This window comes from Mesorhizobium sp. IMUNJ 23232 (genome assembly GCF_044326205.1).
Lineage (GTDB): Bacteria > Pseudomonadota > Alphaproteobacteria > Rhizobiales > Rhizobiaceae > Kumtagia.
On sequence record NZ_JBIRCY010000007.1, the window covers coordinates 134946 to 148000 of the forward strand.

Sequence of the window (13055 nt, forward strand, 5' to 3'; positions counted from 1 at the left end):
CGCGTCCGTCCAGATGGCTTCCGTTTATTCGGAAGATCGCCAACAAATTCGGTCCCTCACCCAAACTCCGGCCCGGCGGCGACCATCAGCGCCCCAGGCTCACCCGGTAATCCGGCCCGATCCAGCACCATACGTTCGAAACTCCGGAACGCATCGAAGCCGTGTTTCTCAAGAACCGGGTTCAGCCCTGCCCCGGCGTCGAGTACATCGAGAATGACCGGCCCGAAAACCGAACCTATGGCCATCTCCAGCAATTCTTTCGCCTGAGTGTCCCTGTTAGTCACCAGCGGCCCGATCTGGGTCGCACACCGCCCCTCGCGCAACATGATCCAGTTGGCTCCATCGCCAAGCACCTTGGTACCAGCACGCCCAAGAAAATCTTCCATCAGAAACCGGCGGTCACCGCCAAAAACTTCGAGGTCGCGCTGTAGGATTTCGCCTCGATCTGCCGCCGCAACCCGTCTGCCACGCCGGACACCCACAGCACTACCGCCCCTCCCCCGCCAGCGCGCCATGCCGCATTGGCTGCGGAATCCGAGTTGGCCGTAGACCAGCGCGCCTTCCTGCGTCGCATCCAGCAGCGCGGCGCAACCGCGCGCGCGTAGGCCAGCGATACAGCGGCCCATAAGCCGGGACGCCAGCCCGCGCCGTCGCCAGGCGGCCGTCACCAGCACCATGGAAACCCAACCGAAACCGCCGCCGTAGGGCAGGATCGCTGCCGTCGCGACCAGCCGGCCGCCGGCGTGGACGCCAAAGACTTCGCCATGGTCGATGAAGACGGCCCAGTCGGCCGCTGTCTGGTTCCAGCGCGCCTCGTCGGAAAGCAGCAGCGCGTCCGCTATGTCGGCACGGCCGAGGACAACGTCCGTTGCCTCCTCAATAGCTGCCACTTCTCACCTCGAATTTCGTCGGCTTGCCGAGGCTGCGGCCACCCGCAAGCTGCCAGTCAGCCACCCAGTCGAGCATGGTCAGCACAGGCACCGCCGGATAGCCGAAAAACTGCGCTGCGCGCGCCGTGTTGGTCAGCCAAGAGCGATCCGCCTCCTCCCCAACAATCACCGGCTCCTTGCCCAGCCGCCTGCCGAGTTCGGCCGCCAGCCAGCGCACCGACAGGATTTCGGGTCCGCTGACATTGACCGGCATCGGCGGCGTGGCGCAATGCGCCAGGCAGCGCAGGGCCTGCGAGCAGGCGTCACCCTGCCAGATGACGTTGACATGGCCCATCGACACGTCGATCGGCTTGCCGTCGAGGATATTTCTGGCGATGTCGTGCAGCACGCCGTAGCGCAGGTCGATCGCATAGTTCAGCCGGAACAGCACGCCCGGCGTGCCGTGCACCTTCGAATAGTGCTCGAACATGCGCTCGCGCCCGAGGCAGGTGATCGCATATTCGCCGGGCGGGTCCGGCGGCACGTCCTCGGTGCTGCCGCCCTCGCGCACCGTGGCAAAGGGATAGACGCAGCCGGTCGAGAAGGCGACGATGCGCGAGCTCCGAAAAATATCGGCGACCGTCGCCGGCACCTGCACATTCATCGCCCAGGTCTGGCCGGGATCGGCCTGCGCCCCAAACTTGAAACCAGCCATGAAGACCACGTTTTCGAGCCGAGGCAGTTTTTTCACCGCCTCGGCGTCGAGCAGGTCGCAGGCGATGGTCTCGATGCCAAACGCCTCCAGGTCCTCGCGCAGCCCCGCCGAGGTGAAGCGCGCAACCGCCACGACGCGCTTATCCGGCGCGGCACGCTTGGCCATTCGCGCCAACGTCGGCCCCATCTTGCCGCCGACGCCGAGGATCAGAATGTCGCCCGGCACGCGCTCCAGGTCGCGCACCAGTTCCGGCGACGGCGCCGACATGAACTCGTCGAGGAGGGCCTCTGTCTCGAAGGATTGCGGCATTGGGTCTGTCATGGAAATGCGTAAGCCTGACGTTTTCTGCGTTCAAAAATGTAGTCGCGCCCCCTCCACCACGCTTCGCGTGGTCCCCCTCCCCCGCTTCGCAAGGGAGGAACCGCGGCGGAACAGCCGGCACGCCTTGGATCCTCCCCCGTTCATGGGGAGGGGGACCGCCGGAGGCGGTGGAGGGGGCACATTTGGCGCATTATGCCGAAACCGTCGGCCTTCTCCCCGCCCACGGCATCTCCTGCTCCAGCACCGTTGCCAGCGCCAGGATCGTCGCCTCGTCGCCATAGCGGCCGACCGCCTGCACGCCGATCGGCACGCCGGATTTCGACATGCCCACCGGGATCGACATCGCCGGCTGCCCCGACATGTCGAACGGGAACATGAACACGCCGTCGCTCCAAAGATCGTTGTAGGCGTCGAGGTCGGTCATCGACATGTCGTAGAAGCCGACCGGCCGCGGCAGGTGCGTCAAGGTTGGCGTGAGGAAAATATCGTAGGCGTCGAGGTCCATGGCGATCGCCCGCCCCATCTGGCGCACCGCCTCGACATCCGAAATATGGCGGATGCCGTTGGTCGCCCGGCCGCGCTCGATGATCGCCCAGGTGATCGGCTCGACATCGTCCTTCGTCGCCGGCCGGCCGACCACCGCCGACAGCCAGTCGAAGACCGCCGCAGTCTGCACGCAGCTCATATTCGTGTAGGTCTTCCAGGCATTGTCGGCGTCGAGCGCCATATTGTGCTCCTCGACCGTGTGGCCGAGGTTTTCAAGTCGCTTGGCCGTATCCAGGACCACCTGCCTGACCTCCGGGTCGATCCCGCGCCCATCCGGCGGCGTGACCGAATAGGCGATCCGCAGTTTTTTCGGCGCGCGGCGCGACAGTTCCAGCCAGCTCTTTTCCGGCGCCGGCGGCTGGTAGGGGTCGCCCGGCAACGCGCCGGCCACCGCATCGAGATAGGCGGCGGTGTCGCGAACCGTGCGCGTGTTGGCGAGGAAATACGCGCAGCCATGCCAAGCATCGGCATAGGGCGCCATGGTCACCCGGCCGCGCGACGGTTTTAGCCCGAGCACACCGCAGCAGGAGGCCGGCACGCGGATGGAACCGGCCGCGTCGCTGGATTCGGCTACCGGCACCATGCGCGACGCGACCGCCGCGCAGGATCCACCGCTGGAGCCGCCGGCAGTCAGGTCGGCGCGCCAGGGATTGACGGTCGCGCCATAAAGTTTCGGCTCGGTCGAGATCGACCAGCCGTTTTCCGGCGCGTTCGATTTTCCGACCAGCAGGAAACCTGCCTTCTTGATGCGGGTCACCACCTCGGCGTCGAAGTCGGACACGATGCCCTTGAGGTAAAAGGACGAGTTGGTGTTCGGCGAACCCTTCCACGAGGTCGCCAGTTCCTTGAGCAGATAGGGCACCCCGGCGAAAGGCGCGTCGCCGGCCACGTCGGTCGCCGCCTGGCGTGCCATGTCGTAGTGCTTGTGGATCACGGCGTTCAACGTCGGATTCAGCTTCTCGATGGTGACGATCGCCGCCTCCACCAGTTCCAGCGGCGACACTTCCTTCTTGTGCACCAGTTCGGCCAGCGTCAGCCCATCGGACTCGGCGTAAGTGCGCAGCAGGCTTTCGGTGACTTCGGCCAATTCTTCCTCCCTCAGTTCTTTATGAATTCGGCGCCGCGTTCGGCGATCATCATCACGGTCGCCATGATGTTGCTGGCGACCACGTCAGGAAACACGGAAGCATCGCAGACGCGCAAGCCCTCCAGCCCGTGCACCTTGAGCGTGGCCGGATCGACCACGGCCTCGTGGTCCACTCCCATCCGGCAGGTGCTGGTCGGGTGGTAGATCGACTGGCACTGGGCGCGCACGAAGGTGGCGATCTCCTCGCGGCTCGCAGCCTCCGCCGACGGCGACATCTCGGTCAGCCTGAGCTTGGCCAGCGTTTTGGTCGCCGCGATGCCACGGCTCAGCCCCACCGCGTCGACCAGTGTTCGCAAATCCTCGCCGTCCGGATCGGACAGGTATTTCGGGTCGATCGCCGGATGCATCAGCGGGTCGGCCGAACGCAGCGTCAGCGTGCCAATACTCTTCGGCCGCTGCAGCACGGTGAACATCGAGATGCCCGGCACGATCGACATATAGCGCGCGTGGTCGCGATGCGGCGTGGCGATGCCATAGATCTGCAGGTCCGGCTCGGCGAGATCCGGCCGCGATTTCGCCTGGCCGCCGCTGGTCGACCAGGGGTTGGCCAGCGCGCCGGTGCGCCGGTCGCCCCATTCTTGCGCTGCGTCGGCCCACTCCGCCTCGCTGATGCCGCCGATCCCGAACTTTTCGCGCGTCGAGAAGGTCACGACGACATTGAGATGGTCCTGCATCGAGTGCCCAACGCCGGGCAGGTCGTGCACCGGCACAACACCACGTGCCTTCAATTCGTCGGCCGGGCCTATGCCCGACAGCAGCAGCAGATGCGGGCTGTTCACCGTGCCGCCGGCCAGTACGATATCCGTCTCGGCGTAAGCCGTCTCGACTTTGCCGAAATGCAGGTATTCGATGCCGCGCGCCCTGCCCTTGTCGATCAGGGTTTTGGTCGCCGTCGCCGAGGTGATCACGGTCAGGTTCGGCCGCGACAGCACCGGATCAAGGAAGGCGGTCGCCGGGCCACAGCGCTCGCCATCCTTCATGAACACCTGGAAGAAGCCGCAGCCATACTGGTCGCCGCTGTTAAAATCGTCGTTGAAAGGCAGGCCGTATTCCTTTGCCGCCTCGACCCACAGCTTTTCCGCCAGGTCGTGATCGGGCACGTCGACCACCAGCAACTCGCCGGCTTCGCCATGCATGGGCGAACCGCCGAGCCGCGGATTGTTCTCCGATTTGCGGAACCAGGGCAGCACGTCGTCAAAGCCCCAGCCGGTGCAGCCCTTGCCCTGCCAGCGGTCGTAGTCCGATGGCGACCCGCGCATATAGACCATGGCGTTGGTCGAGCCCGAACCGCCGAGCAGCCGGCCTCGCGGCCAGGCGATGCGGCGGCCGAAGCAGCGCGCCTGCGGCACCGTGTGGTATTTCCAGTCGTATTCGGTGTCGATCAGGCTTATCCAGGCACCCGGCATTCTGGTAGCGACCGGCATTTCCGCCGGCCCGGCCTCGAGCAGCAGCACGCGGCGCGCCGGATCGGCGCTCAGCCGGTTTGCGAGCACGCAGCCCGCCGCTCCCGCGCCGACGATGATGACGTCGAAACCGCTCATCGAGCCTTCCCGTCAGAACCCGTCTGCCGTCGCACCGGCCTTTGCCGGCACGAACGACAAAACGACGGATATGGATTGGACATTATAAGCAGCCCGGCGCAATCGGCATCACGATCCTAGCCAACTTGCCAACCTTGTCAACCAACTGGTTGGTTTTAATCCTAGTGGAGCCGCCATGCCCCGGAGCGACATGTTGCGGACAATGCCAAGGGCCGGACCTCGCCAAGCCAAGACCGCTTCCGTCGGTCGACCATTGCGCAAACCGGCCGGCAAAAACCTTCGCGTCAAGCACGCGGCAAGGAAAGAAACCGGGCCGTCAGCCTGGATCGTCCTGGCGGGAAATCGCCCATGGCAAAGCCACGCGCTGCCTATTCTTCAGGGAAGAAATTCGGCCCGACAACCCGCACCGGCCTGTTGTCCGGCATTTCGGCCAGCGCCGGCGCCGGCGCCTTTTCCTCGGTCAGCGCCATCAGCGGCGGGCCGTCCTCGGGACGCTGCTTCGGCAGCGGAATCAAGGCGTTCTTCATGTTCTGCGGCGTCACCGTCCTCGACCGCGCTTCCTCGACGCGGCGATAATAACTCGGGAAATCGCAGCCCTCAAAGTTCGCGCTGTCGCGATAGGCAAAGGCGGTCGGCAGTTCCTTATAGGGCTTGCCGGTTTCCACCGAGACCATCTCCTCGGTTTCCAGTCCCGGGTCGTCCAGCCGGTAGACCGAGGTTTCGCTGCCCTTGCAGATATAGCCGCACTGGTCGACCGTTTCCTTGTAGTCGCCGGAATCGACAAACTGGGCGCCGGGAACCGGGAAGAAATAGCCGTCGCTCATCCGCACGCAATAAAGCATGGCATTGCTGCCGACATAAGGGCCGGAAGGGCCGGAAGGCGCGCGCTTGGCAACAGTGATCGCCTTGCGTTTTTCGGCCACGCAGCCAAGAGCGGCCGCCCTTGCGCGCAGGGCCGCCGCGCCGCCGTCACGCGATTTGGCAAGCTGGCGCTGCACCTCGGCCTTGCGGTTCCTGAGATCGCCGCACGCATCGAAGAAGCCGCCGCTGCTTTTGCCCGAGCACTGACGCTTGCGCTCCAGCGCCTGCAACGCCGCAAGCTGCCTGGTCAGCGCCGCGGCCTCGGCGCCGCTGGCCCCGCCGCGGGCCGCCTGCCGCAACAGGTCGGAACAGCTTTGCGCATAGGCGGAACCGGCGAGCGCCGTCACGACGATGGCAGCTACACCGATCTTGGACAGCACACCGCCAAGACCAGCTTTCAAGCCCGACAACCATGATAGAGGGCCGCCGTCCCACCTTGTCGGCGGGCATCGAACCCCAGCGAAATCGAAAGAATTGTCACGCAGCATGTCCCACCACCCCAGATTGCCGTGGAAACGCGTGACGACGCATTGGCAGCAACGCTGGAAAAGGTCAATTGCCCTGCTCGAAAGCAAAGAAATAGGGTTAAGGTTCCGGCCTTCAAGACAATCAACCCGTTACGACGGTTTCATCTCGATTCGGCCGCGCGACATCCCAAAAATGTGATTGCGGGCAATGCCGCCCGCCGGCATTGCTTTCGCTTCGGGACCGTCCCCCGCGTGATCGGACAGAGCGCTCCGATCCGAAAAAAACGCTTTCAGGCGGCCTTCTTGCGCGCCAGCCTGGCCTTGATGCTGTCGACATCGGCACGCGGCGTCGCCGCAAAAAGCGTCTTCGTGTAGTTGTGCTGGGGATCGGAAAAGACTGTGTCGCGGCTGCCATATTCGACGGCCTCGCCGAAATACATCACCATCACATCGTCGGCGATGTAGCGCACGACCGAAAGGTCGTGGCTGATGAAGACATAGGTCAAGTGGAATTCGTCCTGCAGGTCGGCCAAGAGGTTCAGCACCTGCGCCTGCACGGAAAGGTCGAGCGCGGAGACCGGTTCGTCGAGCACCAGAAGGCTCGGATTGAGCATCAGAGCGCGGGCAATGGCGATGCGCTGGCGCTGGCCGCCGGAGAACATGTGCGGATAGCGATTGTAGTGCTCATGCCCCAGCCCGACCTTTTTCAGCATCTTCATGGCGAGGTCGCGCCGTTCCTCGGCGCTCTTGTCGGTGTTGATCACCAGCGGCTCGCCGAGCACGTCGCCGATCTTCTGGCGCGGGTTGAGCGAGCCGTAGGGATTCTGGAAGATGATCTGCACTTTTCGGCGCATCTCCGGCGTCAGGCCGCCCTTGGCGATATCGACCTTCTTGCCCTCGATCAGCAAATCGCCCGACGTCGCCGCATCGATCAGCGTGATGATGCGCGCCAGCGTCGACTTCCCGCAGCCGCTCTCGCCGACGATCGCCAGCGTCTTGCCCTTGTCGACCTTGAAACTCACGCCCTTGACCGCGTGGATCGTGCGCGCCTTGCCGAACATGCCGCCGCGCATATGGTAGTCGCGGACGATGTTCCTGCCCTCGAGGATCGGCCCGGTCATTGCACGGCACTCCTGAATCCGCCGTCCGTCATGAATTCGCCGATCGTCGGCAGCCGGTCGCCGGTAGCGTTCTCCGGCAACGCCGACAGCAGCGCCTTGGTGTAGTTGCTTTTCGGGTTCTCGAACAGGGAAAGCACGTCGGCCTCCTCCATCTTGCGCCCCTTGTATTGGACGATGACGCGGTCGGCTGTCTCGGCGACGACACCCATATTGTGGGTGATCATGATCAGCCCCATGCCGTATTTCGCCTGCAGCCCGACCAGCAGGTCGAGGATCTGCTTCTGGATGGTGACATCCAGCGCGGTCGTCGGCTCGTCGGCGATCAGCAGTTTTGGATTGCAGGCAATGGCGATGGCGATCATCACGCGCTGGCACTGGCCGCCCGACATCTGGTGCGGATAGGCGCCGAGCCGCTCCTCAGGCTGCGGAATGCCGACCTGCTTCAGCAATTCGATGGCCCGTGCCCGCCGCGCCTTGCGGTCGAGGCCCATATGGGTTTTCAGCATCTCCTCGATCTGGAAACCGACGGTGAAACAGGGATTCAGGCTGGCCATCGGCTCCTGAAAAATCATCGCCATGTCCTTGCCGACCATTTTCCGCCGGTCGGCGGGCGTCAGCGAAAGCAGGTCGCGGCCGCCGAAGGTCATCTTGTCGGCCGTCACCTTGGCGGTCCAGGGCAGCAGGCCCATGACGGCCAGCATCGACACCGACTTGCCCGATCCGGACTCGCCGACGATCGCCAGCACCTCGCGCTCGCTCACCGCCAGCGACACACCGTCCACCGCCCGGAACGGCCCTGATGCCGTCTGGAATTCGACGACCAGATTTTCGATTTCGAGAAGAGGCATTTTTGCCTTCCTTGGTTTTGTCACTAAACTACACTATGCCTTGGACAAGAGGTGAAGATATGCGTTCGTCAAAGCCCCGCCCCCTGCCGCCCTGACGCCGATAAACGGACCGACCGGACCGAGGCCGATCTACTGATCGTTGCGCACCGCGCCGGTCGCTACTTTCATTGAAAGGCCCGCGCGCAGGTGTTATCTTTACGTCAGTCACGATATGTCGTGGTAAGCGCGAAAGAACCGCAAAATGCTTCGTCCCATCATACCACCCGTCGCAGGTCGCTGAAGGCAACATCAGCCTACTCCGCAGTAGGCTGCGACCGAGCGCGCGAAGGCTCCTGCGCCAAGGGCGGACACGCCGAGACCAACTACCAAAACCGCGAGACTGACATTGCGCTTGGCAAGCAGCCTTCGGCGTGCGTTCGCCAGAACCTCGGTCGCGGCGGCTCCGTCGGAAAGAACGTTGGCCGCCGCCCCAATCATCGAGTCGATATAGCCCATCCGTCGCTCGACCGGAAAGCTTTCGAAGCGGACGTCCTGAAACGAGGCGAGCAGTGTGTCGAAAGCTCCCATCCCATCATAGAATTTCACGACCTCCCGAATCGACGCTTCTGGAAGCAGTGAGATGTCCGGCTTGATCAGATCGAAAATGAAATAGTCACGGTCGAGCGGCACGAAGATTCGATAGTCCTGCGAAGCCGCCATCTGCGCCTTGATAGAAGAGGCGGTCTCTTCCTTTGCGAACGTCTCAAGCGACTTCACGCACGTCTCGATCTCGGCGCGCAGGGCAACGGTCATTTCGATCTCGCGGGTCAGGCGGTTGTAGAACCAGACCATGCCGGCCACCGCGGACTTGGCAAGCCAGCTCAGCGCGCCGACCAGCGCTGCGAACACCGCGGCAAGCACGATCGACTGCGCCTCGCTGATGTTCGAGAAGCAGGCCAAGCGATTCAGCTCCGCTTCAGCTTCGGGTCGAGCGCGTCGCGCAGGCCGTCGCCCATCAGGTTGATCGCCAGCACCGTGACCAGGATCGCCAGGCCGGGCAGTGTCACCACCCACCAGGCGCGCAGGATGAATTCGCGCGCCTCGGCCAGCATGGTTCCCCATTCCGGCGTCGGCGGCTGCGCGCCCATGCCGAGGAAGCCGAGTGCGGCGGCATCGAGAATGGCGTTGGAGAAGGACAGCGTGGCCTGCACGATCAGCGGCGCCATACAGTTGGGCAGGATGGTCTTGAACATCAGGCGCAGCGGCCCGGCGCCCGCCACCTGGGCCGCAACGACATAGTCGCGCGACTTTTCGGCCATCACGGCGGCGCGCGTCAGGCGTACGAAATGCGGCTGGTAGACCACCGCCACCGAGATCATCGCATTGGTCAGGCCAGGCCCGAGAATCGCGACCAGAACCAGCGCCAGCAACAGTGACGGAAAGGCCAGGATCACGTCCATGACGCGCATGATCAACGTATCGATCCAGCCGCGGAAATAGCCGGCGATGACGCCGAGCAGGATGCCGCCGACCAGCGCGATCACAGTGACGATAACGCCGATGAACAGCGAATAGCGCGTGCCGTAGATCAGGCGCGAGAGCAGGTCGCGGCCGACCTGGTCGGTGCCGAGCAGGAAGGCGGAGCGCCCGCCCTCCTGCCAGAAAGGCGGCACCAGAACCGCGTCGCGGTACTGTTCCTGCGGGGCGTGCGGCGCGATGAACGGCGCGAAGATCGCCAGGAGCACGAGGAAGATGAAAAAGCAAAGACCAGCGACGGCGCCGCGGTTCTCCGAGAAATAATACCAGAATTCGGTGAACCGCGCGCGGCGCGAGGGGTCGACGCTGGTCGCGGGGCCGGCGGGCGCGGGCGAAACGACGTTTGCCATGGCCTTCTCCTCAGTGCCTGATGCGCGGATTGATGAGACCGTAGAGCAGGTCGACGATCAGATTCACCAGCATGACGAGGCCGGCGATGATCAGCAGGCCGCCCTGGATAACGGGATAGTCGCGGCGCGACACCGAATCGACCATCCATTTGCCGACGCCCGGCCAGGAGAAGATCGATTCCGTCAGGATCGCGCCGGCGAGCATGACGCCGACCTGCAGGCCGATCGTCGTCACCACCGGGATCAAGGCGTTGCGCAGCGCATGCACGCCGACGACCCGGAAGGCAGACAGGCCTTTTGCGCGGGCGGTTCGCACATAATCCTCCGACAGCACCTCCAACATGGCCGAGCGCGTCTGCCGCGCGATGATGGCGAGCGGGATCGTGCCCAGCACGATCGTCGGCAGGATCAGATGGCTGGCGGCGGATTTGAAGGCGCCGGGCTCTCCCGACAGCAGCGAGTCGACCAGCATCAGGCCGGTGACCGAAGGAAAGAAATACATCAACGAGATGCGCCCCGACACCGGCGTCCATTGCAGAATGCCGGAGAACAGGATGATCAGCAAAAGGCCCCACCAGAAGATCGGCATGGAAAAGCCGATCAGCGCCGTGCCCATGACGAGCTGGTCGAGGATCGACCCGCGCTTGACGGCAGCCAGGATGCCAGCGGGAATGCCGATGACGATGGCGAAGATGATCGCGCACAGCGACAGTTCGAGCGTCGCCGGGAAGAGCTGGAAGAACTGGTCGAGCACCGGCGCCTTCTGGGAAATCGAGACGCCAAAGTCGCCGTGCACGATTTTCCAGAGATAATCCAGGTACTGCACGATATAGGGGCGGTCGAGGCCGAGCTGGTGCGAGATCTCGGCATGGCGTTCCGGCGACATCACGCGCTCGCCTGACAACAGCGCGACCGGATCGCCGGCCAGTAGCCGGATCGGAAAGAACGCCAGCAGCGAGACACCGATGAAGGTCGGGATCAGGATCAGCAGCCGGCTTAGCAAAAATCGGAACATCAATGTCTCCCGCCGTGTCCCCGGACGCCGGTCTTCGCCGGCTGCCTTCTGCGGATAAGAAAAAAGGGCGCCCGCAAAACGGGCGCCCCGCTATCGTGGCTTATACGGCGTTATTCCGCAATGTCGACGCCGTCAAACTTGAAATCGCCGAGCGGGCTCTGGACGAAGCCTTCGACGCCCTTGCGCATCGGAACGATGGCGAGGGAGTGGTCGATGGTGTTCCACGGCGCTTCCTTCTTGAAGACGACCTGCGCCTGTTCGTAGAGCTTGGTGCGCTCTTCCTGGCTGCTCGCTTCCTTGGCCTTGGTGACCAGTTCGTCGAACTCCTTGTTGCACCACTGCGCGCGGTTGTTGCCGCCGACGGCGTCGCAGCCGAGCAGCGTGTCGAGGAAGTTGTCCGGATCGCCATTGTCGCCGGTCCAGCCGAGGATGACGGCGCCGTCGCGGTCCTTGGCCTTCGACTTGTCGAGATATTCGGCCCACTCATAGGAGACGATCTCGGCCTTGACGCCGACCTTCTCCAGGTCCGCCTGCATCAGCTCGGCGGCGCGGCGCGCGTTGACCATGTAGGGACGCGACACGGGCATGGCCCAGAGCTTCATCGACAGATCCTTGACGCCGGCGTCGGCCAGCATCTTCTTGGCCGCTTCCGGATCGTATTTATCGTCCTCGACGGCATTGTTGTAGGACCACATGGTCGGCGGGATCGGGTTCTTGGCGGGAGTCGCCAGACCCTGGAAGACGCCGTCGACGATCGCCTGCTTGTTGATCGCCATGTTGAGCGCCTTGCGCACCTCGACCTTGTCGAAGGGAGCCTGCGTGGTGTTGTAGGCGAGGTAGGCGACGTTCAGGCCCTCCTGCTCCGACACCTTCAGGTTCGGGTCCTTCTTCATCGCTGCGACGTCGGCCGGGTTCGGATAGGGCATCAGGTGGCATTCGCCGGCCTGCAGCTTCTGGTAGCGCACCGAGGCGTCGGTGGTGATGGCGAAGACCAGGTCGTCGATCTTCTGCTTGCCGCCCCAGTAGTCCGGATTGGCCTTGTAGCGGATCACGGCGTCCTGCTGATAGGCGACGAAGGAGAACGGGCCGGTGCCGAGCGGCATCTGGTTCATCTGGTTCATCTTGCCGTCAGCCTGCAGCTTGTCGGCATATTCCTTCGACAGGATGTAGGCGAAGGGCATCGCGACATTGGCGAGGAAGGGAGCTTCCTTGCGCTTCAGCGTGAACTTCACGGTCAGGTCGTCGACCTTCTCGATCTTGTCGAGCAGGTCGCCCATGCCCATGCCGGCGAAATATTCCCAGGAGGCGCCCTCGACATACTTGTTCCAGGGATTGTCCGCCTTCCACTGACGATCGAACGAGAAGATCACGTCGTCCGCATTCAGCTCGCGGGTCGGGGTGAAGAATTCGGTGGTCTGGAACTTCACGCCGGGGCGCAGCTTGAAGGTGTACTGCAGACCGTCATCGGAGATCGTCCAGCTTTCGGCGAGTGCTGCGACCGGCTCAGTCGTGCCCGGCTTGAACTGCAGCAGGCCGTTGTAGACCGTGTGGGCGGAGGCATCGAAGGTGTTGCCGCCCGTGTAGATTCCCGGATCGAATCCTTCCGGCGAGGCTTCCGAGCAGAACACGAACGTTTTTGCGTTCGCAGCGCCCGTCAGCGCGGTCGCCGCCAGAAGCGCGGCCGCGAAAGTCAGTTTCCTTAACATTGGTTGCTCCCTGTTATTTATTCCAAGCCCCTC

At 63.8% G+C, this 13055-nt stretch carries 11 protein-coding genes; all 11 read right to left on the minus strand.

Going from position 1 to position 13055, the window contains the following annotated elements; all coding sequences use genetic code 11:
- Positions 1 to 56 precede the first annotated feature (56 nt).
- Positions 57 to 890 carry a GNAT family N-acetyltransferase gene (locus tag ACH196_RS07395; RefSeq protein ID WP_396646175.1) on the minus strand — a complete coding sequence of 278 codons (834 nt, stop codon included), beginning with the start codon at positions 888 to 890 and terminating at the stop codon, positions 57 to 59.
- A complete protein-coding gene (locus ACH196_RS07400; RefSeq protein WP_396646176.1) occupies positions 877 to 1905 on the minus strand; it encodes an NAD-dependent epimerase/dehydratase family protein in 1029 nt (342 codons plus the stop codon). Before ACH196_RS07400 ends, ACH196_RS07395 begins: the two co-directional genes overlap by 14 nt.
- A 190-nt stretch (positions 1906 to 2095) precedes the next feature.
- Entirely contained in the window at positions 2096 to 3538 is a 1443-nt protein-coding gene (locus ACH196_RS07405; protein WP_396646178.1) for an amidase, read from the minus strand.
- An 11-nt stretch (positions 3539 to 3549) separates the two neighbouring features.
- Positions 3550 to 5139 carry a GMC family oxidoreductase gene (locus tag ACH196_RS07410; protein WP_396646179.1) on the minus strand — a complete coding sequence of 530 codons (1590 nt, stop codon included), beginning with the start codon at positions 5137 to 5139 and terminating at the stop codon, positions 3550 to 3552.
- Positions 5140 to 5507: 368 nt separating this feature from the next.
- Complete coding sequence (locus tag ACH196_RS07415; protein ID WP_396646181.1) at positions 5508 to 6401, minus strand: DUF2865 domain-containing protein; 894 nt, start codon at positions 6399 to 6401, stop codon at positions 5508 to 5510.
- 356 nt (positions 6402 to 6757) lie between these two features.
- Complete coding sequence (locus ACH196_RS07420) at positions 6758 to 7588, minus strand: ABC transporter ATP-binding protein (protein ID WP_396646183.1); 831 nt, start codon at positions 7586 to 7588, stop codon at positions 6758 to 6760.
- Entirely contained in the window at positions 7585 to 8436 is an 852-nt protein-coding gene (locus ACH196_RS07425) for an ABC transporter ATP-binding protein (protein ID WP_396646185.1), read from the minus strand. The genes ACH196_RS07420 and ACH196_RS07425 overlap by 4 nt, the downstream gene beginning before the upstream one ends.
- A gap of 288 nt (positions 8437 to 8724) precedes the next feature.
- Positions 8725 to 9336 carry a hypothetical protein gene (locus ACH196_RS07430; RefSeq protein ID WP_396646187.1) on the minus strand — a complete coding sequence of 204 codons (612 nt, stop codon included), beginning with the start codon at positions 9334 to 9336 and terminating at the stop codon, positions 8725 to 8727.
- 44 nt (positions 9337 to 9380) lie between these two features.
- A complete protein-coding gene (locus ACH196_RS07435; protein ID WP_396646189.1) occupies positions 9381 to 10301 on the minus strand; it encodes an ABC transporter permease subunit in 921 nt (306 codons plus the stop codon).
- Between the two features lie 10 nt (positions 10302 to 10311).
- A complete protein-coding gene (locus tag ACH196_RS07440) occupies positions 10312 to 11316 on the minus strand; it encodes an ABC transporter permease subunit (protein ID WP_396646191.1) in 1005 nt (334 codons plus the stop codon).
- Positions 11317 to 11426: 110 nt separating this feature from the next.
- The gene (locus tag ACH196_RS07445) at positions 11427 to 13022 is read right to left on the minus strand and encodes an ABC transporter substrate-binding protein (RefSeq protein ID WP_396646193.1); all 1596 of its coding nucleotides are present in this window, start codon (positions 13020 to 13022) and stop codon (positions 11427 to 11429) included.
- Between the last annotated feature and the right edge of the window lie 33 nt (positions 13023 to 13055).

What these genes read in the sequence shown, in the direction of transcription:
- ACH196_RS07400 (WP_396646176.1), bottom strand. Translation starts at nt 1,905, where the DNA reads ATGACAGACCCAATGCCGCAATCCTTCGAGACAGAGGCCCTCCTCGAC.
- ACH196_RS07410 (WP_396646179.1), bottom strand. Translation starts at nt 5,139, where the DNA reads ATGAGCGGTTTCGACGTCATCATCGTCGGCGCGGGAGCGGCGGGCTGC.
- ACH196_RS07420 (WP_396646183.1), bottom strand. Translation starts at nt 7,588, where the DNA reads ATGACCGGGCCGATCCTCGAGGGCAGGAACATCGTCCGCGACTACCAT.
- ACH196_RS07425 (WP_396646185.1), bottom strand. Translation starts at nt 8,436, where the DNA reads ATGCCTCTTCTCGAAATCGAAAATCTGGTCGTCGAATTCCAGACGGCA.
- ACH196_RS07435 (WP_396646189.1), bottom strand. Translation starts at nt 10,301, where the DNA reads ATGGCAAACGTCGTTTCGCCCGCGCCCGCCGGCCCCGCGACCAGCGTC.
- ACH196_RS07440 (WP_396646191.1), bottom strand. Translation starts at nt 11,316, where the DNA reads ATGTTCCGATTTTTGCTAAGCCGGCTGCTGATCCTGATCCCGACCTTC.
- ACH196_RS07445 (WP_396646193.1), bottom strand. Translation starts at nt 13,022, where the DNA reads ATGTTAAGGAAACTGACTTTCGCGGCCGCGCTTCTGGCGGCGACCGCG.